The organism is Nocardiopsis xinjiangensis YIM 90004 (genome assembly GCF_000341145.1).
GTDB lineage: Bacteria > Actinomycetota > Actinomycetes > Streptosporangiales > Streptosporangiaceae > Nocardiopsis > Nocardiopsis xinjiangensis.
Map to the genome: position 1 here is coordinate 65,628 of NZ_ANBE01000044.1, position 24,311 is coordinate 89,938.

Here is a 24,311-nt window from a genome sequence, read left to right on the forward strand (position 1 = left end):
GAGGACGCGGGCCCCGGACCGGCGCCCGCGTCCGACAGCGGGATCGGGGGTGGGGCTGACACCATGGTGCGCCATGGACGGTCTCGCACTCTTGCTCACGCTCCTGGTCGGTCTGGCCGTCGGCACGGCCCTGGGGTGGTTGCTGGCACGCTCGCGCGATGCCGGGTCCCGCGCCGAGGCGGAGGCGGCGCGGGAGCGCGCCGAGTACATGGAGGAGCAGCTGGCCGAACGGTTCCGGGCCATGTCGGTACAGGCCCTGGACCAGACCAACCAGCGGTTCCTGGAACTGGCGGAGGGCCGGTTGCGTGCGGTCAACGCCGAGGCCGGCGGGGACCTGGACGAACGGCGCCGCGCGGTGGAACGTATGGTCGAGCCGCTCGCCGAGACCCTGTCGCGGGTCGAGCGCCAGATGCGGGAGGTCGACTCGGGACGGGCCGCGGCCCACGCGGAACTGGCCAAGCAGGTGGAACTGGTGCGCGAGGGGTCGGATCGGCTGCGCGACCAGACCCGCTCGCTGGTGACGGCGCTGCGCCGTCCGGAGGCCCGCGGCCGGTGGGGCGAGGTGCAGTTGCGCCGGGTCGCGGAGCTGGCCGGGATGGCCTCCCACTGCGACTTCGACGAGCAGGCGAGCACACCGGACGGGTCGCAGCGGCCGGACATGGTGGTGCGCCTGGCCGGGGGCAAGAACATCGTCGTGGACGCCAAGGTGCCGCTGTCGGCCTACCTGAACGCGGTCGAGTCGGAACAGGACCCCGACCGGGACACGGAGTTGCGTGCGCACGCCAAGCAGCTGCGCACCCACGTGGACCAGCTCGCGGGCAAGTCGTACTGGGCCTCGTTCACCCCTGCCCCGGAGTTCGTGGTGCTGTTCATCCCGGGTGAGTCCTTCCTCGCGCCGGCACTGGAGCAGGACCCGGGGCTGTTGGAGCACGCGATGGGGCGCCGGGTGCACATCGCCACCCCCACGACGTTAATCTCGTTGTTGCGCACCGCCCAGTACGCGTGGCAGCAGGAGGCATTGAGCGAGAACGCGCGCGAGGTCTTCGACCTGGGCAAGCAGCTGCATCAGCGGTTGTCGACGCTGGGCGGGCACGTGGACGGCCTGGGCCGGGCCTTGAACCGGACGGTGGCGGCCTACAACCAGACGGTGGGGTCGTTGGAGAGCCGGGTGTTGGTGACGGCGCGGCGGTTCGAGGAGCTGGGGCTGGTCGACGGTGATCTGGAACGCCCTCCGGGGGCCCGGGAGAGCCCGCGGGCGTTGTCGTCCCCGGAACTGGTCGGGAGTGTTCGCCTCTCTGACCAGGATCGATCTACCGCTGGGGCGAGTGATGGCGCGTTCCGGGAGGACACGGGGACCGGCGAGTCGGACCGGGGCACGTCAGAACGGTTCGGCGCGGACAGTATTCAGCGCGCTCACAACGGGAACACCGGCATGGCCTGAATGTACCTTTTTCTCCACTCTCCGTACTTCTCACCCCAGTTCACCGGGACTCCTCGGAAACCTTCCAGAACCCGGAGGGACGAAGTCGTGGTCCAATCCCCAGAAGGCGTGTTCGGCACGGAAGGGGCAAGTGGACAAAAGGACGACACGATCCCCGGAAAAGACACCGAACCCCCACGAGAAGTGAAACACTAAACACCGTGAGTAATGAACCTGGGAGGTGCGCAGCCATGCCCCCGCGCAGGAAGGAAGGCCCGGAGCCCGGCCGGGCTCCGTACTTCGTACGTTCCGAGGGGCGCGAGACGAACACGGCCGTGGCCCAGAAGACACAGCGACGCTCCGACCGCACCGCGCCCCGGCCCGCGCGCCCCGCGAGCCCGCGCCCCGAAAAAGCACGCCCCACGAGCACACCGGCGGGCCTGCCCCGACTGACCGGGCGCGGAGGGATCCTCCTCATCGTCCTGTTCAGCTTCACGGGCACGATGATCGCGCACGCGGCCTCCTGGCCCGCGGCCCCGGGCATCGCCTTCACCGCGGCCTGCCTGATGACCGCCGTCCTCGTGCGCCCGCCCGACCTGCTGTCACTTTCGGTGAGCCCGCCCATCGCGTTCTTCGTCTCCGCCGTGAGCGCCGAATGCCTGCTCGCGCTCGGCAACGAAGGTTTCACCCGGGTCCTGGTGCTCGGCCTGGCCTCCCGCCTGGCCGAGGTCGCCCCGTGGCTGTTCCTGGGCACCGCGCTGGTGCTGGTCATCGCGGTCTTCCGCGGGCTTCCCGGGAACCTGCGCGAACTGGGCGACGAGCTCAACGGCCGCCGCTGACCCGGGCCGCACCGCCCGGACTCAGAACGGCGTGCCGGCGTCCTCTCCCCCGGCCCCCGACCGGTTCTCCGCACGTTCGTCCATCGCGGCGGCAAGCTTGGCGCGGGCCCCCTCGAGCCACTGCTCGCACACACGCGCGAGCTCCTCACCGCGCTCCCACAGAGCCAGCGAGTCCTTCAGGCTCAGCCCGCCGGACTCCAACCGGCGCACCACGTCGTTGAGTTCCTCGCGGCTCTCCTCGTAGCTCATCTCCGGTTCGGCGGCGGTGTCGCTGCCGGTCTCGGCGCTCTCGCTCACGGGTTCTCCCCCTCGGTCGTCTCGTCGGGCGCGGGATCCCCGCCCCCGGTGGTCTGGCTGCCGGCCGGCACGGAGGTCCCGTCCCCGCCGGCCTCGATCTCTGTGACACTCGCGCGCAAGCTGTCCTCGGTCAGACGCACCCGCAGTTCCTCACCCTCCTGCAGGCCGGCGGCGGAACGCACCACCGAACCGTCGCCGCGCTGCACGATCGCGTACCCGCGGGCCAGCGTCGTCGCGGGCGAGAGAGCGTGCAGGCGGGCCCGGGTGTGGCCGAGACCGTCGGCGGAACGGTCCAAGGAGGCGGTGAGGCTGCGCCGGGCGCGATCGCGCAGCTCCACGACCTGCTCGGTGAGCCGGTCGACCTCACGGACCGGATCGGCCAGCGCCGGGCGGGAACGCACACCGCGCAACCAGGAGAACTCGCGTTCCAGACCGCCCTGAACGACCCGGCGGCCACGGTCGCGGAGCTGGCGCACGATCTCGAGCTGTTCGCCCACGTCGGGCACGGTGCGTTTGGCGGCGTCGGTGGGGGTGGAGGCGCGCACGTCGGCGACGTGGTCGAGCAGGGGCGCGTCCTGTTCGTGGCCGATGGCGCTGACGACGGGGGTGGTGGAGGCCGCCACCGCGCGCACCAGGGCCTCGTCGGAGAAGGGAAGCAGGTCCTCCAGGGAGCCCCCGCCGCGGGCGATGACGATGACGTCGACCTCGGGGTGGGCATCGAGCTCCTGAAGGGCCGCGACGACCTCACGGACGGCGCGTTCGCCCTGGACCGTGGCCGGGCGCACCTCGAAGCGCACCGCGGGCCAACGGCGGCGGCCGTTCTCCAGCACGTCGCGTTCGGCAGCCGAGTCGCGCCCGCACACGAGCCCGACGGTGTTGGGCAGGAACGGCAACGGGCGCTTGCGGGCCTGGTCGAAGACGCCCTCGGCGGTGAGCGTGCGGCGCAGCTGTTCCAGGCGGGCCAGGAGTTCACCCAGCCCCACATGGCGGATCTCCAGGGCACGCAGGGAGAAACGGCCGCGGGGCTCGTAGAAGTCGGGTTTGGCGTGCACGACGACACGTGCGCCCGGCTCGGGGGGCGGGCTCTGCGCGTCGAGCACGGCCGTGGGGCACACGACGTTGGCGGAGACGTTGGCGACCGGATCGCGCAGCGTGATGTAGGCCATGCGGCCGCGCCGGTTCAGCTCGGCGATCTGCCCCTCGACCCAGATCCGGCCCAGGCGGCCGATCCACTGGCCGACGGCGTTCAGGACGACGCGGACCGGCTGCGGCGCCTCGGCTGAGCTCTCCATTCCCATGCCTCGGAACCCTAGGGCAACCCTGCGACGGTTCCGACCGCGGGCGCGCCCGCAGGTGGAGGCCGGGGAGGTCTTCGAGCGGGCGCCGGAGGGAGGCGGCGCCCGCTCGAACCGCTAGCGCTCCTCGGCCTGGAGCTTGGCGATGCGGTTGTCGTACATCTTGATGAACTCCGGGCGCGCCTGGTGGGCGACCTCGTAGGCGCGCAGGTCGCGGACCTGGTCGATGGTGAGCTTGCGCAGGCGCGCGCGGATCGAGGGAAGGGTGAGCTCGTCGTAGGTGGGCACAGCGAGCTCATCGGCGGAAGGGGCGGCCCCCTTGCGCACCCGCTCGAGGACGTCGTCGCTGGCGACCTCGGTGTGGTGTTCGTTGGTGCCGAGCTCCTGGGCGATGGCGGCGGCCTTCTCCGGGACGTCCTCTGTGGCCGGGGTCGGCGTCTGGGCCGGCTCCTTCTCCTCGGCCTGTTCGGCGGGGGCCTCGGGGGCCGGGGTGGCGGCCTTCTCGACAGGGGCTTCGGGCTCGGTCCCTGCGGACTCGGGCCCTGCGGACTCGGGCTTCGCGGGCTCGGCGGCCTCTTCCCCGGCCTGTTCGGCGGGGGCCGCCTCCTCGGCCCGCTCCGCGGTCGCGGTGGAGGTCTTCTGCTCCCCGCCGCCGTTCTCCGCGGCCTGCCCCCCGTCCTCGGCCCGCGGCTCCAGGACCGCGTCGGAGGCGGTGTCCTTGCGGCCGAAGGCACCCTTGACCAGGGTCAGCAACTTCGTGACGATCGACGTGTTCGACATAGGGCGGGGGCTCCTGAGGGTCTCGGCTGATGGGCCAGCGGCGCGCTTCCAGAAAACCAGGCAAGGCCGAGTTGAGTGCGAACCGCCTTTGACGGATGTGATGGTGAACCAGGATAGAGGAGGTGGAACACCATGAGCGGGGGACAGCTGCATGATCCCTACACTTCGCTGCGGAAGCGGATATGTCCCGTTGCGATCCCGTCACATTCGTACAGCATCTACGGTGGGGAGAGGACTGACCACCAGCGCGGTGCCGTGTACCACACAAGGCCCAAAAACCCCCCACCTCACCGCACCCCACCTAGGATGTGAAGTATGAGTGCGACGACTGCGACGAACCAACGCCGTGTGCTGCTCGCCAACCCGCGGGGTTACTGCGCCGGTGTCGACCGGGCGGTCATCACCGTCGAGAAGGCCTTGGAGCAGTACGGCGCTCCCATCTACGTCCGCAAGCAGATCGTGCACAACACCCATGTGGTGCGCACGCTGGAGGAAAAGGGCGTCGTCTTCGTCGAAGAGACCGAGGAGGTCCCCGAGGGCGCCATCGTGGTGTTCTCCGCCCACGGTGTCTCCCCAGCCGTACACGAGCAGGCCGGCCAGCGTCAGTTGAAGACCATCGACGCGACCTGCCCGCTCGTCACCAAGGTCCACAAGGAGGCACAGCGGTTCTCCAAGGAGGACCGCGACATCGTCCTCATCGGCCACATCGGCCACGAGGAGGTCGAGGGCACCAGTGGTCAGGCGCCCGAGCACGTCCAGATCGTGGAGAGCCCCGAGGAGGTCGACAAGGTCCAGGTGCGCAACCCGGACAACGTCTCCTGGCTCTCCCAGACCACCCTGTCGGTGGACGAGACCAACCAGACCGTGGACGCCTTGCGCGAGCGGTTCCCCAACCTGATCGACCCGCCGAGCGACGACATCTGCTACGCCACCTCGAACCGCCAGGACTCCGTGAAGGCCATGGCGCCCGAGTGCGAGCTGGTCATCGTCGTGGGGTCGGACAACTCCTCGAACTCCGTGCGCCTGGTCGAGGTCGCCCTCGAGGCCGGCGCCGATGCCTCCTACCTCATCGACAACGCCACGTTCATGGACGAGTCCTGGCTGGAGGGCGTCACCACGGTCGGTGTGACCAGTGGCGCCTCCGTGCCGGAGATCCTCGTGCGCGAGCTCCTCGACAAGCTGTCCGGATTCGGCTACGGCTCGGTCACCCCGGTGACCACGGCCGAGGAGAACCTGACCTTCTCCCTGCCCAAGGAGCTGCGGCGCGACCTGCGCGCCGAGCAGGCCGAGGCCCAGCGGTAAGGGCCGGTAGGACACTCCGGGGCCGGGACGAGACCCGGGGCCGGGTGGAATGACACGACCGGGGGCCGCCGTGGTGCACGGCGGCCCCCGGTTGCGTTCAGGCGTCGGCGGGTTCGGAGCCGGATCCCTCGTCGCCGGTATCGGCTCCCTCCGTGTTCCCGGCGCCCTCGGAACCTTCGGTCGCCCCCGCGTCCCCGTCCTCGGGCATGGGGCGCAGCCCTTCGGCCATGTACGCGAGCTCGTCGAGGTCGGCGGGGCCGGAGACGATCAGCGTGACGTCGTCCTCCTGCCAGACCAGGGCACGCCAGTCGTCGTCGTTGTCGAAGTGCTCCCACTCGCGGTCACCGGCGTTGACCACTCCGACCGGATCGGCGTCCTCGACACGGTCCGCGATCACGCGCCCCGGGTCGTCGTCGCTCTGGGTGATCATGACGTGGCTGTCCTGCGGTGTCGCGAAGCCCAGGCTCCACTCCACGGGCTCGTTGATGTCGAGGTGGGAGCTGGTCGGGGTCCACCCTTCCGGGAGGTCCTCGGACGGCAGGGTCACCTGGTAATCGGCCTCGGCTCGCAGGGTCTCCGCGTCCGGCCCGTACTCCACCGTCGGGATGCGCTCCTCCGAGCGGGTCGCGACGACGACGTACATCAACAGCAGGATGCCGACGATGATCCCGAGGGAGATGGCGTAGTTCTTGAAGGTCGCGCTGGACCGGCTGTACTCACTCATGGCACGTCCCAGCTTGCCGCAGGTCGGGGAGGACTCCGACCCGGGGTACCCCGAACCGTCCGGTGAAGGGCCCGGTCCCGAGCGCTCGGTGCGGCCGGACGAGAGCCCGGGCCGCTGCGGAGCGCTCCTACCGGGCCGGGAGCACCCCGCGCGGGGGCGTGGAGCCCCGCGCCCACCGGCGACCGGCCGTCAGTTCGCGGCGGCCTCACGCTCGTGGGGGCGGGGCTGGAGCGTGCTCAGCAGATCGGTGATGTCGTCGGCGAGACGGCGGGCATCGACGTCGTCACGGCGCACGACCTCGGCGACCGCGATGAGCATCGCACCGGAGACCACGATCAGCAGGGCCTCGTCGACCGGCTCGTCGGCCTTGCGGAACAGCGCGACGTTCCGGTCGGTCCAACCCGTCAGGCGCTCGCGGAGCTGGTAGTCGAACCCGGGCGGGCCGTCGCCGCTGAAGAACAGGCGGGTGGTCTCGCGCTCCTCGACACATCCGAGCAGGTAGGCACGGGCGGCGATGTTCATCAGGCGTGTGGGATCACTCTCACCCGCGCCGCGCGCCTCGACGACGGCCTCGTGGGTGCGCTCCTGCTGGCGGGTCTGGAACTCCTCGTACAACGCCAGGTACAGGTCCGCCTTGCCGCCGAAGTGGTGGTAGAGGCTGCCGACGCTGGCTCCGGCCACGGCCACGACCTCGCTGACACCGGCCTTCGAGAAACCCACGGTCCGGAAGACCTGGGCCGCTGCCCGGAGCAGTGCACTGCGTGTGGCGGCCCCTCGCAGGGAGGTCCTCGTGGGTTTGTCCGTCCTGTCCACAGTCACGCCCTCTTCAACTCCGTCGCCGGTCGGCCCGTATGTGACACGGGTCCGCCCACAGGCCCGTCGGAACACCTCGGGTGACTACCCTAAGACGTACGTCCCGCCCTGTTCCTCGACGGAAGGTGTCATGTCCATGTCGCAGCCCGGTAACTCCACCACTCCCGACCGCAACCTCGCGTTGGAGCTGGTCCGTGTCACCGAGACGGCCGCGCTCGCGGCCGCCCGCTGGGTCGGCAAGGGCGACAAGAACGGCGCCGACGGCGCCGCGGTCCGCGGGATGCGGCACATGATCAGCACCGTGTCGATGAACGGCACCGTGGTCATCGGCGAGGGCGAGAAGGACAACGCCCCCATGCTCTACAACGGTGAGAACGTCGGCGACGGTGGCGGGCACGACTGGGACGTGGCGGTCGACCCGGTCGACGGCACCACCCTGACCGCGAACGGGATGCCGAACTCGGTGGCGGTGATCGCGCTGAGCCCGCGCGGGACCATGTTCGACCCCTCCGCGGTCTTCTACATGGAGAAGCTGGCGACCGGCCCCGAGGCCGCCGAGGCCGTCGACATCGCGGCGCCCGTCGGCGACAACGTGCGCGCTGTGGCCCGTGCGAAGGGCAAGGCACCGCAGGACGTCACGGTGATCATCCTCGACCGTCCGCGCCACCAGCAGATCGTGGAGGAAGTGCGCGAGGCCGGGGCCCGCATCAAGTTCATCAGCGACGGCGACGTGGCGGGCGCGATCATGGCAGCCCGCCCCGGGACCGGCGTGGACCTGCTGCTGGGGATCGGCGGCACCCCGGAGGGCATCATCACCGCTTGCGCCATGAAGTGCCTGGGCGGGGTCATCCAGGGGCGCCTGTGGCCCAAGGACGACGCCGAACGTCAGCAGGTGATCGCCGCCGGACACGACGTGGACCGGGTGCTGACCACCGACGACCTCGTCGCTTCCGACGACGTGTTCTTCGCTGCGACGGGGATCACCGAGGGCGAGCTCGTGGACGGGGTGCGCTACGAGTCCACCCGTGTGCACACGGACTCGCTGGTCATGCGCGGGCGCAGCGGAACCGTGCGCCAGGTGCACAGCGAGCACCGTCTGGGCAAGCTCTCCGCCTACAGCGGCGTGGAACTGAACACCGCGTCCTGAACACCCGGGTACGGGTGCCTGCCGGGGGTGCCCGTACCGCTCGAAAGGGGGCACGGGCCCTGCCCGCGGAGCCGGCCGGGCAGGGAACGCGCGACGGGGCGTGCACCGGGCAGCCGGGCGGGATCACCTGCACAGCCGGGCACCGAGAGCTCGCTCCGCAGAAGGGGGGCTCGGCTGCGGGGCCACACCCGCAGGGGAAGTAGCCTCGTACCGAGTGCGTGGGCGCAGCTCACGGTCCATGCTCCGACCGGTACGGGCTCCCGGGGCCGGCCTCCTTCCCGCAGAGGCACGGACCCTGGTGCGTCCGGGCTGCGCGCCCCTCCAGGATCCGCACCCTCCCCTGAGGGCGCGTCCGTGGGTCACGCGCCCGCGGCGGGGTGACTCGCCCCGTGAGGCCCGGGTCCGGCCAGGAGCCCGGCCGCTCCGTGGCCCGTAAGGAAGCTCGAGCCTTTCTTCGGGCCCTCTCCCCTGCCGACACCTTCCACATTCTCCCTGACAGCAGACGACGGGCACCGATCGCGAACCATTCCGGGGCCGGTGGGCATCAGATCCACCGGTTCACCGCGCGATCCGCGCACCGTCAGTTCCCCGCCGGAGGTCCGATGTCCTTCCCCGATCCCCCACAGCAGCCCCAGTGGCCGCACCAGCCCGGGCAGCCTGGGCCGGGGCAACCCCCGCAGGCCGGCGCCCCGGGGCAACCCGGCGGCCCCGGTGCCCCGCCCGGCCCGGGAGGCCCCGTGCCACCCGCCGGCCCCGGTGCGCCCATGCCGCCCGGCGGTCCCGCAGGCCCTGGCGGCCCGGGTGCGCCCATGCCCCCCGGTGGCCCGGTCCCTCCCGGCGGCCCCCACGGGCACCCCTCCGGCGGTTCCGTGCCCCCTGGTGGTGGCGGCGGCGGCCGTAACCGGTGGCTCATCCCCGTCGCGGCCACCACGGCCGTGGCCGTGATGGCGGGCGCCGTGTGGGCGTCGGTGTCCCTGGTCAATCTCGGCGGGAACCGGCCCGAGACCGTGTTCCCCGGCAACACCGCCGCGTTCGGCAAGGTCGACCTGTCCATCGACGGCAGCCAGGCGGTGGAACTCATGGAGTTCATCGACCAGCTCCCGGACGAGGTGGCCGAGGAGATCGACGCCGGGGACGGCGACATGAACGAGCTCTTCGCCGACGTGTTCACCGAGGCCTTCCCCGAGACGGACAAGGGTTCCGTGAACGAATGGATCGGTGACGGCGCCGGTGTGGGCATGTGGCCCTCCGACGACGAGGAGGTCGGTTCGGAGGCCGGGCCCGGCGGCACAGGCATGGTCATCGCGCTGGCCGTCGAGGACGAGCGCCTGGCCGAGGAGGAGTTCGGCTCCCTCTCCGGCGAGTACGACGACCTCTACTACGAGATCGCCGACGGTTTCGCGCTCCTGACCCCCGACAACGCCTCCCTCTCCGACATGGAGCGCCAGGTGGAGGAGCACGGCACACTCGACTCCGCCGACGAGTTCTCCTCCGACGTCTCCGGCCTGCCCTCCAACAGCCTCGCCACCGCGTGGGCCGACGCGGGTGCCCTGAACGAGATCGAGGGGTTCTCGCAAGAGCTCCGGGGCGGCATGGCCCCCGGCCCCTCCGAGGTCTCCGGACGTTTCTCCGGGGCGCTGCACGTGGACGGTTCCTACCTCGAGGTGCAGTCCTCGCTCACGGACTGGTCGATCGACGGTGCCGACATGACGTGGCTGTCGGAGGCCGAGGCCGGCAGCGTCGAGGCCGTCGGACAACTGCCGGAGAACACCGTGATGGCCTTCGGTGCCACCGGCCTGGACAGCGCCCTCAACGAGGCCTACGACGACGGTGAGCTCGACTTCCTCACCGACAACCGCGACTTCCAGCAGATGGAGCGCGAGTTGAACTCGGTGGGCGCGCACCTGCCCGAAGGGTTCGGGGCGCTCCTGGGCACCTCCACGGTCTTCGGCCTCACCGGCCAGGGCTCCGACGACTTCTTCGAGGAAAGCGGCGGAGAGGAGTCCTTCATGTACCGGGCCGAGGGCGCCGACCAGCAGGTGTTGGAGGACTTCGTCAACGACCTGGTCGTGGGCCCCTACGGACAGCCGCCCGCGATCGACGAGGAGGACGGCGCCGTGGTGATCCAGGAGGGTTCCAGTTCCACGGGCGCCCTCGCCGACGACCCGGTGTTCGAGCAGACCATGCAGGAGATGGACGAGGCGGTCGTGTCCGGGTTCTTCGACCTGCGCCAGGTGCTGGAGCAGGACTCCGACGTCGCCGACCCCTCCCAGTGGGGCGCCGTCGGGCTCTCGATGACCCCGAACGAGGAGGGCAACCAGCTCTCCGGTGAGCTGCGGTGGTCGCCCAGCGGCGGAGATTAGAACGCGGAGCGTTCCGCTCGCGGGGACCTTCCCCGCTCGGGTACACGGGGCCGTGTCCGGAAGGGACGCGGCCCCGTCTCGTGCCCGGGCGGGGGCCGCGGATCAGCTGATGACGCGGCGCCTCATCTGCAGGCACGCGAGGATCCACATGAGCGCGATGAAGCCCAGCAGCACACCGGTGTGCAACAGCACCGAGCCCGGGGTGAGCTGACCGAAAACACTTCCGCGGATGAGTTCGACCGCGTGGTAGAGCGGGTTGGCCAGGGCCGCGGTCTGCACCCAGTCGGGCAGCTCGGTGATGGGGAAGAACGTCCCGGCTACCAGGAACAACGGTGTGAAGAGTCCGCTGAAGACGTAGTCCATGGAGCGGACCGAGGTGATCACCGACGAGATCCAGATTCCGAACAGCGCGAAGGCGAACCCGGCGAGGAAGGCGACGAGGGGCACCGCGAGCGCTCCCGGGCCGGGCCGCAGCCCGAACGCGACCGCCACGAGCAGGGGTACGCACCCGTACACACTCGCACGAACGGCCAACCACAGCGCCTCGCCGGTGACGACCTCGCGTACGTCCACGGGTGCGGCCAGCACGGCCTGGTAGGTGCGCAGGTAGCGGCGTTTGATGAAGGTGTTGATGACGGCGGGCATCATCGACTGGAACATGACCGAGACCGCGACGATCCCGGTCCCGAGGAAGTCGATGTAGCTGAAGCCCGCGAGGTTCCCGATGAGCGCACCCATACCGAAACCGAAGGCGAGCAGGTAGATGGTGGGTTCGACGATCGCGGCGAAGGTGGTGGCCCGCCAGGACTGGCCGTAGAGGATCCACTCGCGTGCGACGACGCCGCGGACCGCGTCGAGTTCGAAGCGCCCGGGACGCACGTGCACGCGGGGTCGGGCGTCGGCGCGGGTCTGTTCCGGTGTCATTCGACGTTCTCCCCGGTCAGGGCCACGAACACGTCCTCGAGGTTGCCGGCGCGCCGGTGCGGGGTGCCGAGCCGGGCGAGGAGGGGATCGGGGATCTCCTCGGCGCGCAGGGCGGAGACCGTGGTTCCGGTGCGGCGGGTGGCGAAGCCGTCCCTGTGCAGGAGGTGTTCGAGACCGGCCACGCCTTCCTCCCCCGTGGTGAACTCGGCGACGGTCCGGCCCGCGTACTTGGCGACCAGTTCCGAGGGGACGCCGCGTTCGACGATGCGGCCGGCGGCCATGAGGGCGACCTCGTCGGAGAGGCGTTCGGCCTCCTCGATGTAGTGGGTGGACATCAGGACGGTGGCGCCCTCGCTGCGCAGAGCGTCGATGAGGCTCCAGAGTTCCTGGCGTACCTGGGGGTCGAGACCGACGGTGGGTTCGTCCATGAGGAGGAGTTCGGGCCGGTGGAGCAGGGCGCGGACAATGAGGAGCCTGCGGCGCATGCCGCCGGAGAGGTCGTCGACGACGGTGTCGCCTCGGTCCTGGAGCTGGGCCAGGCGCATGGCGCGGGCGACGGCCTCGCGTCGGCCGCGGCGGGGGACGCGGTACAGGTAACTGAACATGCGCAGGTTCTGCTCGACGGTGAGTTCCTCGTCGAGGTTGTCGTGCTGGGGAACGACGCCCATGCGTGCGCGTGCCCACTTGGACTCGGCGGGGATCTCGTGGCCGAGGATCGCGATGCGGCCCTCGGTGGCCAGGGACTGGCCGGTGAGCATGCGCATGGTGGTGGACTTGCCGGCGCCGTTGGGGCCGAGGAGTCCGAGGACGGTTCCTCGGGGGACCTCGAGGTCGAGGCCGTCGACGGCGGCCAGGCTTCCGAAGCGTTTGACGACGCCGCTGAGGCGGAGTGCGGGGACACCGGGAGCCGGGCGCACGCCCCGGCCGCTGGGAGGTGTGGTCATCAGCTCACGTTAGACAGCGGCGTCCCGGACCGCCACCGCTTTTCCACCGGTGGCGCGGGTCCGCACGTCCGGGCGGGCTCCCCCGCAGAGAGGCGGGCCTTCCCGGTAAAGAGTGAGTACAAGTTCCCGGACGAGCCGAACCCCTCTGCTTCGATCCCCTCGTTTCGGGTAGCGCGCCACTGTGACTCTCCGTAACCGTACGGTCACAGCGGCGTGCCGTGTGCGCCGCACCCGAATGCGCGTCCTTCAGGAGGGACCTCCGTGAAAGAGAACAACCCGCTCAAGGCAGCGGCCGACAAGATCGCCGAAACGGTCAAGGACGAGGACAGGGACGAACCGGATGCGGCCGTTCCGGGCAAGCCTGCCGCCCGGACACCGTCGTTGGAGGAGCCGACCGAACCGCACGAACCGCTCCCGCCCAAGTCCGACCAGGACAAGCCGGCCCCGCACACGGCGACGGGCCGACCGACCGGCGGGACCTCGGAGGCCTTCTCGCAGGGCGGTTCCTACCTGACCAACGCTCAGGGCATCCGGCTCCCCGACTCCGACCACTCACTCAAGGCGGGTGCCCGCGGGCCGGTCCTGCTGCAGGACCACCACCTGCGCGAGAAGATCATGCACTTCGACCACGAGCGGATCCCCGAACGTGTGGTGCATGCGCGCGGGGCCGCGGCCCACGGCGTCTTCAGGGGGTACGGGACGGCCGCGAGCGTAACGAAGGCGGCCTTCCTCGGCAAGGACGTGGAGACCCCGGTCTTCACCCGCTTCTCCACGGTGGTCGGCTCGCGGGGCTCGATGGACACCGCCCGCGACACCCGCGGTTTCGCCACCAAGTTCTACACGTCCGAGGGCGTCTACGACCTGGTCGCCAACAACATCCCGGTGTTCTTCATCCAGGACGCCGTCAAGTTCCCCGACGTCGTCCACGCAGCCAAGCCGCACCCGGACCGGGAGATCCCCCAGGCCCAGAGCGCACACGACACCTTCTGGGACTTCGTGTCCCTGCACACCGAGGCGTTCCACCACACGATCTGGTTCATGGCCGACCGCGGCATCCCGCGTTCCTTCCGGACCATGGAAGGCTTCGGTGTGCACACCTGGCGGCTCGTCAACGAGCGGGGCGAGACCACCCTGGCCAAGTTCCACTGGAAACCCAAGGCCGGTGTGCACTCCCAGGTATGGGAGGAGGCCCAGATCACCGGTGGTGTGGACCCGGACTTCCACCGCAGGGACCTGGCCGACGCGATCGAGGCGGGCGCTCACCCGGAATGGGAGCTGGGGATCCAGACCTTCCCCGACACCCCGGAGCAGACCTTCGAGGGTATCGATCTGCTGGACCCGACCAAGATCGTCCCCGAGGAGCTGGCACCGGTCCAGCCGATCGGCCTGCTCACCCTCGACGCGAACCCGTCCAACTACTTCGCCGAGACCGAGCAGGTCGCTTTCCACCCCGGTCACCTGGTGCCCGGGATCGACGTCACCGACGACCCGCTCCTGGCCGGCCGGCTGTTCTCCTACCTGGACACCCAGCTCACCAGGCTCGGGGGGCCCAACTTCGCGCAGACTCCCATCAACCGTCCGCACGCGCCGGTCAACGACATGCTGCGCGACGGCATGCACCAGACGGCCGTGTACAACGGCGTCGCCCCGTACAAGCCCAACAGCTTGGACGGCGGCTGCCCGTTCTTCGCCGGAAACGACGAAGGCGGGTACGTGGAGGTTCCCGCAACGGTGGCGGCCTCGAAGAAGGTCCGGCAAGCGCCCGAGTCGTTCGCCGACCACTTCACCCAGCCCCGGCTCTTCTGGCTCAGCCTGTCGTCGGTCGAACGTGAGCACATGATCAGCGCGTTCACCTTCGAGCTCGGCAAGTGCTACGAGAACGCGATCAAGGAACGCACCCTGCGGGCGCTCGCCGAGGTCGATCCTCACCTGTGCGAGCAGGTGGCCGAGGGCCTCGGACTCCCGGTGCCCGAGGCCACCCGGGAGCTCCCGTCGCTCCGGCCCAGCCCGGCGCTCTCGCAGGTGGGCGACAAATGGCCCACCAAGGGCCGCATGATCGGCATCGTCGCGGACGACAGCGCAGACCTCTCCGTGGTCCGGGCTCTTCGCGACAAGATCTTCGACGGTGACATGGTCCCGCTCGTGTTCGCGCCCGCCGGTGGCGAGCTCGGCGCAGGAGGAGACGACCCCGTCACGGTGCAGCGCAGCTTCGCCACGGGCCGCTCCATCGAGGTGGACGCTCTGATCCTGGTGAGCAACATCGCCCAGGGCAAGGACGCCTTCGCGGCCCGTGACGCCAAGGCTTGGAGCGGGACCGTCGAGGAGGCCGTCGACCCGCGCGCCTTGCAGCTGCTCACCGAGGCCTACCGCCACGCCAAGGCTGTGGGGGGCCTGACCGCGGCGCGTCCGGTGTTCGAGACGGCGGGTATTCCCACCGACGCGCCCGGGGTCGTCATCGGCGGCGACGGCGAGGCGGTGCTGCGGGAGATCGTCGAGCTGCTCGGCTACCACAGGGTCTGGGAACGCTTCCCCGCCCACGCCTGAGCAGGGCGGAGCGAACCGCGTGTCCGGAACCGGCGAGCCGGGTGGCCGGCGACGGCAGCGCCCGTGCCCTGGTGCGGGTGGCGGCGCCGACCGGAGCGACGGCGGTACGGACCGGACGACGGAAGGTGTGCACCGGCCCGGCCCTGGGCCGTGCCCCAGGGCCGGGCGAATGGTCCGGTGCTCGGGGAGGGGTGCCCTGCGGGCGCACGGCCGCGGGGCGACAGGGCCGCCCCGCGGTCACTACTGCGCGGTGCCGTCGCGGTACAGGGAACGCAGCGTCTCGGACAGCGTCGTGGCGGGGCGGCCCAGGAGCCGGGACAGGTCGCCGGTGACCAGGGCCAGCTCTCCGTCCAGTTTGTTGCGGTCCAGATCGACGAGGAAGCGCACCGTCCCGTCGTCCAGCCCCTCGTCCATGAGCGCCTCGGCGTGCTCCTCGGCGGGCAGGTCACGGTACTCGACCGGGCGGCCCAGCAGCTCGGTGAGTTCCGCGGCCACCTCGTCGTTGGTCCAGGCCCGGTCGCCGGTGAGTTCGTACACGGCCCCCGCGTGCGGGGCAGGGTCGGCGAGCACCGCGGCCGCGGCCTCGGCAAGGTCGGCACGGGAAGCGGCGGCCACCTCGCCCTTGCCTGCGCTGCCGAGGAACGACCCGGACTGCTCGGCCTGCTGGAGCTCCGCCTCGAAGAGCTCGCTGTACCACCCGTTGCGCAGCACGGTGTACGGAACGCCGGACGCGGCGAGCATCTCCTCGGTCAGTGCGTGCTCGGGGGCGAGGATCAGCGTGGTTTCGCCGGCCTTGACCACGCTCGTGTAGACGATGTGGTTGACGCCCGCCTTCCTGGCGGCCTCGATGGCGTTGCGGTGTTGGAGCTCTCGCGCGCCCACCTCGCTGCCGGAGACCAGCAGCAGTGCGTCGGCGCCGCGGAACGCCTCCTCGAGCGTGTCCGGGTCGTCGAAGTCGATGCGGGCCGTGGCCACACCGGCCTCCCCGAGTTCGGCGAGGCGGTCGGCGTTGCGCCCGGCGGCGGTGATCGCGCCTGGGGCCCTCCCCCTGGCGATGAGGGCCTCGACGGCGAGACGGCCGAGCTGACCCGTGGCTCCGGTGACGACAACGGACATGGGTGTTCCTCTCGTGGTGCGTTCCCCGGTGGCCCCGGGGAGTTCACCACCGCCAACGGCCACTCGTGACCCACCATTCCAAAAGTTGGGTACACACCTTTTGGTAAGTTCCTCGTGTGGGTACCCCGTCTCCTTCCCGTGTGGCCGAACGGAACAGGTTGATCGCCGGCGACCTCTTCTCGGGCGAATGCACCGCCCGCCACCTCCTGTCGCACGTCACCAGCAAGTGGGGCGTGCTCGTGCTGGTCGCCCTGCACGAGGAGGACCGCCGGTGGAGCGACCTGGCGCGCACCATCGGGGGCATCAGCGAGAAGATGCTCGCCCAGACCCTGCGCATGTTGGAGGGCGACGGGCTCCTGGTGCGCGACGCGCGCCCGGTGGTGCCGCCCCACGTGGTGTACCGGCTCACCGACGAGGGGCGGGAGGCCGCCGACCTGCTGCTCCCGCTGCTGGACTGGGTACGGGTCCGGACGGCGGAGGCCGAGAGGGCCGCACAGGCGGATGAGGCCGCGGAGCCCGAGGGCGGGACCGGGCGGAGGGCCACCTCCCGCGAGCCCCGGGACGAGGACCGGTAGCGGGCCCCGCCGACCGCGGCAAGACCGGTACGCGGGTGCGGGTCCTGACCGCTACCGCTCTGCGCGCGCCGGGCCGCCCGGGAACGGGGGCCGGCGCTGGTGGGTCCGGGCACCGGACCCGCACTCGTTCACCGCATCGCGGTGTAGGCGTTCCGCAGGTCCCGCAGTCCGCGCAGGCTCGCCTCGTAGCGGGCGCCCACCGTCAGCAGCAGGGCTCCGACCACGGCGAACGGGAGCCAGTTGGGCAGTTCCACGAGCAGGTCCATGAACGAGGGTCCGAACGCACGGACCGACACCACGATCAGAGCCGCACCGCCGACGACCAGTAGTGCCTTCAGGCGGGCGCGCAGGCCCCACAGGGTGACGGCGAGCCCCACGGCGACGACCGCGAGGATGCGCCACGCGGGTTCGTCCTGCAGGACCGCCATGACCGTGGAGGGTGTCAGGAGCAACAGGAGCCCTCCGCCGAGCGCGAGCCAGCTGGAGGGTTGTGCCGACCGGTCGGCACGGCGGCTCCATTCCCTTCCCACGACCACCGCCGCCAGGGCCGGCGGCACGGTGTAGGCCTCCGGGACCGCGACCTCCCAGGAGGCCAGGGCGGTCCACAGGGCGGCGAACATGAGCCCGGTACCGCCCACGGCCAGGAACCTGCGGTTCGGGCGCAGGGCACTGCACAGGACCACCACGCCCAGGCACGCGAGCCCGAGCGCGACCAGTTCGCCCCGCACGCCGGAGGAGACGGCGAGCACCAGGGCGACGGCCGCCCACAGGGACGCCGGGACCTCGGCCGCCTCCGCCAAGGGACTGGGGAGCCGGGGCGCGACCGCCGCGACGGCCGCGGTCAAGGCGATGGGCAGCAGTGCGGCGTGTTCCACCGGGAGCCCCAGGGTCAACGGGACCACCAGGGCGCTGCCACCGGTCGCGCCGGTGGCCACGGCGGTCGCGACGACCGCGACCGGGACGGTACGGGCCAGGGCGGCGGCGACGGCACCCGCGACGGCGAGGGCGAGCAGGGCGACGACCGTGGTGCGGTCGGTGGCCAGCGACCACCCGAAGGCCCACACGAGCACGGCCGCGCCCAGGAGGCCCGGGAGCCACAGGTCGGCGGTGTACTGCCGCTGCAGGGCGGCGACGGTGGTCAGGACGGTGCCGACGGCGAGGGTGAGGAGGAGGGCGAGCAGGAACGGAAGTTCCAGCACGATCGGGACCGGAACGAGCGCCGCGGGGGCGACCAGGGACCCCACCAACACACAGCGGTCACGCGCGAGGACCCATGTCACACCCCCGGCCCCAGCAGCCGCGACCAGGACCGCGACAGCCGTGGGCAGACCTTCGGAGATCGAGGTCCCGAGCACGTCGTGGGCGGACACCCACAGGGCCGGGTCCGGCGCGGTCCACACCCCGTGCACTCCGGGCCCGATCACCAGGAGCGGGGCCAGGGCCGGCCCGGCCACGAGGACGGCCACGGGCATGAGGGCGACACCGACGGGGCGGACCGCATCCCCCCAGGCCAGACCGAACGCTGCGCACAGCAGGGTGACCAGGGCCGCGACCCACCAGAGTCCGAGCGGTCCCTGCGGGGCGGCTGCGAACGCCACGAGCCCCACGGTGCCGGCGCCCGCCGTGGTGAGCCACAGGCCCGCGGCCGCCCGGCGCAGCGCTCGTGCCGCGATGGGATCGGGAACCCGCGGCAGAGCCACGAGGAGAACGGTCAGCGCGGCCGACACGAGCACGAGAAGGGTCAGGGCCGTCGTGTACTCGGAGGTCAGCGACCATCCCAGGCCCCACAGCAGCACCAGGGAACCCACCAGGACCGGGGCCCGGCCCGCGTGGGCCGGGGTGCTGCGCAGGGCCGGTAGGACGAGGAGCCCGGCCCCGACCGCCAGGGTCCAGAGCAGGGTGAGGGTGAAGGGCAGTCCGAGCACGATCGGGATCGGAACGAGGGCCACGGGGGCGACCAGGGACCCCGCCAGGAGGCAGCGGTCACGGTCCAGCTTCCACGTCACACCCAGGACAGCGGTACTCGCGACCAGGAGCGCGGCGACCGTGAGCGCTCCCTCGGAGGCCGAGGCGCCCAGCACGGTGTGCGCGGGACGCCACAGGGCGGAGTCCGGTGCGTTCCAGATCCCGTCCGGGCCCGGGCCGGGCCGCAGCCAGGGCCCCAGGGTCGGGCCCGCGACGAGCACGGTCACCGGCATGAGCGCGACACCCGTGTACCGGGCGACGCGGCCGAGGCAGAGCCCGACGGCGGCGCAGAGCAGGGTCACCAGGGCCGCGGTCCACCACCATCCGACGGACGGAGCAGGGGCCGGAGCGAGGACGAACAGGTGGAGCCCGCCCACGACCATCGTGGTGGACCACAGGAGGACCGCGCACACGTGGAGGGACCGCGCGGTGTCGGGTCCCATGGTGTCGCAGCTCGGGACACCGGCTTCCCGGATGTTCGGTACGGCACCGCGCAGGATGACGAGCGCACCCGTCACGAGCGCGAGCAGGGCCAGGGCCGTGGTGTACACCGAGGCCAGGGACCAGAGCAGGCCCCACAGCAGGACCGCGGTTCCCACCAGGATCGGGGCCCAGCGTGCCCGGGCGCGCACACCCCTGCGGACCGGGAGCGCGATCAGACCGGCACCCACGGCCAAGGCCGTGACCACCGCGAGCAGGAACGGCGTTCCGAGCACGATCGGGAGCGGCAGCAGGGCGACCGGGGCGACCAGGGCGCAGACGAGGAGCCACCGGCGGCGGTCCAGGTACCACGTGAGAGCCAGGGCCGCGGCTCCAGCGGCCAGGACCGCGCCCGCCGTGGCCGCCCCGCCGGAGACCGAGGTGTCCAGGACCGTGTGTGCCGGTTCCCACACGGTCGAGACCGGTCCCCCGCTCGGCCGGGCAACCAGCCGGGCCACCGGTGCCAGCGCCGGTCCCGCGACGAGTACCGCCACGGGCATGAGGACGATTCCGGCAGGGCGTGCGGCGCCGCCCCGGCTCAGGCCGAAGGCGGCGCACAACAGCGCCACCAGGGACGCGGCCCACCACGGGGCGGTGGAGGTCTCGAGGGAGATCTCCAGGGTGACGGCGAGGACCACGACGTGGACCGCGCCGACGGCCACGGCGAGGTTCCACAGGGTCAGGGCGCAGGAACGCAGGACCCCTGCCACGGTGGTGTCCGAGGCGCTCTTCTCCTCGGCCACCACCGGTCGGGGCGCACCGTGCCCCGCTTCGGCGCCGGCACCCCGCACCGGGCCGTGCGGGGCGCTGCCTGCGGCGGGGACGAGCGCGGCACGGCGTTCCTCCCCGCGCTCGGTCTCCCGTGCCGGGGCACGGCCGGCGAGGCGCAGGCACACGAGCGCGAGCACCGCGAACAGGACCAGGGTCGCGACCAGGGAGTGCTGCACGGCCGTGCCCCACCACAAGCCCATGATCAGGGTCGCGCACCCGCCGACGGCCAGTGCCCACGGACGAGGGCCGGGGATCCGGAACGAGCCCAGCAGCATCGCGGTGCCCAGGGCGAGGGTCCACACGAGGAAGGCCCCGTGGGAGAGCCCGAGCAGGAGCCCCACCGGCAGGAGGGTGAGCGGTACGGCGACGGCGAGGTGGGCAAGCAGGCGCTCGGGGGCCAGGAAACGGGTCGCGATCGCGCCGAGGACGGCGGCCGCAAGGACCGGACCGAGTGCCGTCAGCACGGAGTCGGGCGTTTCCCACCCGGCGTGCAGCACCTCGGTCGCGGGGCGGCCCAGCGGCTCGGGGCTGTCGGCCCACCACCACCCGAGGGGGCCGGGGAAGAGCACGTCGAAGGTCCGGGAGGCGGCCAGCGGCGCCAGGGCGAGCACGACGACACAGACGGGCTCCGTGACCTTCCCCGGCACTCCGGTGGTCAGGAGGAGACCCGCGGCCCCGGCGAGCAGGAGGGTGGCGGCCACGGCCCACCACGCGTGGGGGGCGATCGCAACGGAGATGCCGAACGGCAGCAGCAGGAGCGCGGTCGCCGCCAGCACACCCGCGCTCGTGCGCAGGCCGAGGGGGGCGAACGCGCGCAACACCAGCGCGTCGGCGAGCGCGGTCGCGGCGACCACCGCGAGGAGCCAGAGCGCGGAACCGGTACCGGTACCGGTACCGGGGGACACGGAGACCACGGTCAGGACCGGCACGGGTTGGGTGAGCACCACCGCGACGGGTGCGTTGGAACGCAGGGGGACGGCCAGCCCGTGCAGAGCCAGGAGCGCGGCCACCACGGCCGCGGCCCCGGCGGTGTAGCCCACTGGGTCGACGTCCGGGCCGAGCAGGACCCACAACAGGAGTGCGTCCGCGGCGAGGAGGACCACGAGCAGTACGCCCAAGGCCTGGGCCGTGGCCGCGAGCCCGCGGCGGTGCAGGGGGACCACGGTCCAGGCGACGGCGCCGGTCACGCCCAGGAGCATGAGTGCGCGGGTCCCGGTGTCGGCGGCTGTCCAGGCCCAGACCGCGAAGACGAGGGCGGCCACGGACATCAGGGCCGCGCCCAGGCCGAGGACGACGTTGCGTGCGGCGTGGCGGCGGACCTCGGGTACGGCCCCGGGGACTCGGCGTGCGGACTCCGTACCGGCGTACTCGCCAGGGGCCCCGGGGGCCCCGGGTTCTGCGTGCTGCGCATGCGGGGCCAGGGCCTGGGGTGCACCGGAGGTTCCACGGGCCGCCGGTGTCTCGGGGGCACCGGGTACGGCCCAGGCCGGGGGCAGGTCGCGCCGGAGGACATGGTCCGCTTCCGGACGGCGCGGTGCAGCCGCACCGCGTGCGCTCGCCCGGTCCTCCCCCGCCCCGGGCTCCACAAGGGGCTCGGGCTTCTCGTACACGCCGGGCGCCCTACGCGCCACTGGCCCCTCACCCTCGGCATCGGCGAGCACCCCAGATGCCGCAGGGGCCTCGGGATTCTCGCACGCGTGATGGGTACCGGGCGCCACGTGCGCCTCGGGCGTCCCGTGCGCCTCATGGGCATCCGGCATCGCGTGTGCCCAAGCAGCCGCGACCTCCGCGGCCTCGGGAGAAGGGGCCTCGGGCCGGAACGGTGCAGCAGCGCCCGGCTCGGCCGCAAACCCCTCGGGCATCTCGGGGACCTCACCGGTTCCGGATGCTCGGCGCAGGCGCCCGAGGACCTCCTCGCGCTCGGCCATCAGCTGCCGGACCCGCCGGTCGAGCACCAGGAGCCGGCGGTCGATCCGGCGCAGGCGTACCAACAGGGGAGGGTCGTGTGTGTGCATACCGGCATCGTCGCCCCCGAGGCGGTACCGGCACATCGGTACGGATACTCACTCGGCCTGAGCATGAGAACCACACCACACCGCACATCGGGCACAAGGTAATTTACTCTCCGTCGTGGAAGAGCAGGTCAGAAGCCCCCATATTCGGCACATTCCGTAATGTGAGCCAAGACACAGTAAAAACGGTGTTATGCGCTCGTGACGATGGTGCAGTCTGAGGTCGCTGCAACAGCATCCCTCTCGCCGCGTGAGACACCCACGCCGCGGACCGTGGAGCGGACCGACCCTCCCTCCCTCCGCGCCGTTTCCCGGGACACGCGGCCGACGCGCAATCACGGCGGAACACGGCCTCACAAGGGCTGCGCCGTGCGTCTACGCGAAAGGGCAACCGTGCCACGCAACCCGTTCACACCGCGTCGGCTGAGCGCCGTGGGCGCAGCCGCGGTGGTCGCAGTCTCCACGTTGTCGGCAGGGGCCTTGGCCCGGACCGACGACGTCGGTTCCGGCGCGGCCTCCACCGCTGCGGAGCCTCCCGTGGCGGCCTCGGGTGAGGACTTCTTCGCGTCCTCCCCCGACGCCGAGGAGGGCGACCGAGAGTCCGAGCGCGAGCAGAACCGTTCCGAGGCCGAGCAGACCGTCGACGAGTCCACCCGCGCCACGGCCGGGCAGAGCGACACGGTCCACGAACCCGAGCCGGAGCCCGAAGCAGAGGAACCCTCCGCCACGGAGAACCCCGAGCCGGCCCCCGGAACAGAGGAGCCCTCCACCGAGAGCTCCGAGCCGGAGCCCGAAACAGAAGAGCCCTCCGCCACGGAGAACCCCGAGCCGGCCCCCGGAACAGAGGAGCCCTCCACCACGGCGAGCCCCGAGCCCTCCGCCCCTCCAGAGCCCGACGGCTCGGCCGAGGAACTCGCGCTCGAGATGGTCCTGGACCAGGGCTGGGGAGCCGACGAGTTCCACAACTGCCTGGAACCCCTCTGGGAGAAGGAGAGCAACTGGAACCACACCGCTGAGAACTCCAGTACCGGTGCGTACGGCATCCCGCAGTCGCTCCCCGGCGACAAGATGGCCTCGCACGGTGACGACTGGCGGACCAACCCCGCCACTCAGATCTCCTGGGGCCTCAGCTACATCAAGGACCGGCACGGAAGCCCATGTGAGGCCTGGAACCATTCTCAGGCGAACAACTGGTATTAATAGGGCTTTCCATGCCATTGACCCCCTCTTGGGAAGGCAATCGTGCTACTCAACCGAATGTCGCTGCGTAGTACGGCGGCGGTCGGTGCGGCGACACTGGTCGCCGGCGTGACGTTCGCTGCCACGGCTTTCGCGAACGACGGTCTGAACCCGGACGCGGCCCTCAACGCGGCCGCCCCGGACACCGGGACCGAGACCGAGGAACCACGCGAAACCGACACCGAAAGCACGGAGGACTTCTTCGACTCCTCCGATGAACCGACCGAGGACGAACTCGCCGAGCTGCGGGCCCAGGCCGAGGAGCAACGTGACTCCGTGCTCGGCGGAGGTGTCCAGTTCGGCGCCCTCGAAGGAACCAACGTCGAGGAGGAACCGGAAGAGGAGGAAGAAGACGAGGAAGAGTCCGAACCCTCCGACCCCGGCTTCTCCGGTGACCCGAAGGCATACGCCCTCCAGGTGGTCGAATCCGAGGGTTGGGGATCCGACGAGTTCCACAACTGCCTCGAGCCCCTCTGGGAGCGCGAGAGCAACTGGGACCATACGGCCACCAACTCCAGCTCCGGTGCGTACGGCATCCCGCAGTCGCTGCCGGGCAGCAAGATGGCCAGCGCAGGCGCCGACTGGGAGACCAACCCGGCGACGCAGATCGACTGGGGCATCGGCTACATCAAGGACCGGTACAGCTCGCCGTGCGCGGCCTGGGAGCACTCCGAGGCCAACGGCTGGTACTGATCCGTCCCCTCACACGGAGGGGACCCGCCGTGACCGGCCGACCGGTTCGGCCCCGGCGGGGCCCCTGA

Annotated in this window: 18 protein-coding genes; 9 read left to right on the plus strand and 9 right to left on the minus strand. The window is 71.4% G+C overall.

What is annotated here, in order from left to right; all coding sequences use genetic code 11:
• Positions 1-73 precede the first annotated feature (73 nt).
• Entirely contained in the window at positions 74-1,441 is a 1,368-nt protein-coding gene (locus tag D473_RS0119640; protein WP_017610758.1) for a DNA recombination protein RmuC, read from the plus strand.
• Positions 1,442-1,671: 230 nt separating this feature from the next.
• Complete coding sequence (locus D473_RS0119645; RefSeq protein ID WP_026127128.1) at positions 1,672-2,259, plus strand: DUF6542 domain-containing protein; 588 nt, start codon at positions 1,672-1,674, stop codon at positions 2,257-2,259.
• Between the two features lie 21 nt (positions 2,260-2,280).
• Here D473_RS0119645 and D473_RS0119650 read toward each other — a convergent pair whose 3' ends face one another.
• From D473_RS0119650 to D473_RS0119660, 3 genes are all read right to left on the minus strand, one after another.
• Positions 2,281-2,556, minus strand: coding sequence for an exodeoxyribonuclease VII small subunit (locus D473_RS0119650; protein WP_017610759.1), 276 nt, complete (start codon positions 2,554-2,556; stop codon positions 2,281-2,283).
• A complete protein-coding gene (gene xseA, locus D473_RS0119655) occupies positions 2,553-3,854 on the minus strand; it encodes an exodeoxyribonuclease VII large subunit (RefSeq protein ID WP_241474832.1) in 1,302 nt (433 codons plus the stop codon). Before xseA ends, D473_RS0119650 begins: the two co-directional genes overlap by 4 nt.
• Positions 3,855-3,968: 114 nt before the next feature.
• A complete protein-coding gene (locus D473_RS0119660; RefSeq protein WP_017610761.1) occupies positions 3,969-4,631 on the minus strand; it encodes a hypothetical protein in 663 nt (220 codons plus the stop codon).
• A gap of 315 nt (positions 4,632-4,946) precedes the next feature.
• On the opposite strand from D473_RS0119660, the gene D473_RS0119665 reads away from it, so the two are divergent.
• Positions 4,947-5,933, plus strand: coding sequence for a 4-hydroxy-3-methylbut-2-enyl diphosphate reductase (locus D473_RS0119665; protein WP_083918047.1), 987 nt, complete (start codon positions 4,947-4,949; stop codon positions 5,931-5,933).
• A 97-nt stretch (positions 5,934-6,030) separates the two neighbouring features.
• On the opposite strand, the gene D473_RS0119670 is transcribed toward D473_RS0119665, so the two are convergent.
• On the minus strand, positions 6,031-6,657 hold the full coding sequence (locus tag D473_RS0119670; protein WP_017610763.1) for a DUF4245 domain-containing protein: 627 nt from the start codon (positions 6,655-6,657) through the stop codon (positions 6,031-6,033).
• 189 nt (positions 6,658-6,846) lie between these two features.
• Complete coding sequence (locus D473_RS0119675; RefSeq protein ID WP_017610764.1) at positions 6,847-7,470, minus strand: TetR/AcrR family transcriptional regulator; 624 nt, start codon at positions 7,468-7,470, stop codon at positions 6,847-6,849.
• 130 nt (positions 7,471-7,600) lie between these two features.
• Here D473_RS0119675 and glpX point away from each other — a divergent pair, with 130 nt between their 5' ends.
• Both glpX and D473_RS0119685 read left to right on the plus strand, forming a co-directional pair.
• Positions 7,601-8,617, plus strand: coding sequence for a class II fructose-bisphosphatase (glpX, locus tag D473_RS0119680; protein ID WP_017610765.1), 1,017 nt, complete (start codon positions 7,601-7,603; stop codon positions 8,615-8,617).
• Positions 8,618-9,426: 809 nt separating this feature from the next.
• Positions 9,427-10,980 (plus strand): hypothetical protein, encoded by a 1,554-nt coding sequence (locus D473_RS0119685; protein ID WP_017610766.1) that lies wholly within the window; start codon positions 9,427-9,429, stop codon positions 10,978-10,980.
• 102 nt (positions 10,981-11,082) lie between these two features.
• Here the strand turns inward: D473_RS0119685 and D473_RS0119690 are convergent, their stop codons facing one another.
• Positions 11,083-11,904, minus strand: a complete 822-nt coding sequence (locus tag D473_RS0119690; protein ID WP_017610767.1) for an ABC transporter permease — start codon at positions 11,902-11,904, stop codon at positions 11,083-11,085.
• Positions 11,901-12,848: an ABC transporter ATP-binding protein gene (locus tag D473_RS0119695; RefSeq protein WP_017610768.1), complete on the minus strand. Its 948-nt coding sequence runs from the start codon at positions 12,846-12,848 to the stop codon at positions 11,901-11,903. The genes D473_RS0119690 and D473_RS0119695 overlap by 4 nt, the downstream gene beginning before the upstream one ends.
• 261 nt (positions 12,849-13,109) lie before the next feature.
• Here D473_RS0119695 and D473_RS0119700 point away from each other — a divergent pair, with 261 nt between their 5' ends.
• The gene (locus D473_RS0119700) at positions 13,110-15,392 is read left to right on the plus strand and encodes a catalase (RefSeq protein ID WP_017610769.1); all 2,283 of its coding nucleotides are present in this window, start codon (positions 13,110-13,112) and stop codon (positions 15,390-15,392) included.
• A gap of 240 nt (positions 15,393-15,632) precedes the next feature.
• On the opposite strand, the gene D473_RS0119705 is transcribed toward D473_RS0119700, so the two are convergent.
• Positions 15,633-16,508, minus strand: a complete 876-nt coding sequence (locus D473_RS0119705) for an SDR family oxidoreductase (RefSeq protein WP_017610770.1) — start codon at positions 16,506-16,508, stop codon at positions 15,633-15,635.
• A 140-nt stretch (positions 16,509-16,648) separates the two neighbouring features.
• On the opposite strand from D473_RS0119705, the gene D473_RS25130 reads away from it, so the two are divergent.
• The gene (locus tag D473_RS25130; protein ID WP_017610771.1) at positions 16,649-17,083 is read left to right on the plus strand and encodes a winged helix-turn-helix transcriptional regulator; all 435 of its coding nucleotides are present in this window, start codon (positions 16,649-16,651) and stop codon (positions 17,081-17,083) included.
• A gap of 128 nt (positions 17,084-17,211) precedes the next feature.
• Here D473_RS25130 and D473_RS26155 read toward each other — a convergent pair whose 3' ends face one another.
• A complete protein-coding gene (locus D473_RS26155; RefSeq protein ID WP_152436885.1) occupies positions 17,212-22,314 on the minus strand; it encodes an SCO7613 C-terminal domain-containing membrane protein in 5,103 nt (1,700 codons plus the stop codon).
• Positions 22,315-22,704: 390 nt separating this feature from the next.
• Between D473_RS26155 and D473_RS0119720 the strand changes: the two genes are divergently transcribed.
• Together D473_RS0119720 and D473_RS0119725 are read left to right on the plus strand one after the other, a co-directional pair.
• Positions 22,705-23,511 (plus strand): aggregation-promoting factor C-terminal-like domain-containing protein, encoded by an 807-nt coding sequence (locus tag D473_RS0119720; RefSeq protein ID WP_017610773.1) that lies wholly within the window; start codon positions 22,705-22,707, stop codon positions 23,509-23,511.
• 57 nt (positions 23,512-23,568) lie between these two features.
• On the plus strand, positions 23,569-24,243 hold the full coding sequence (locus D473_RS0119725) for an aggregation-promoting factor C-terminal-like domain-containing protein (protein ID WP_017610774.1): 675 nt from the start codon (positions 23,569-23,571) through the stop codon (positions 24,241-24,243).
• The last annotated feature ends 68 nt before the right edge of the window (positions 24,244-24,311 follow it).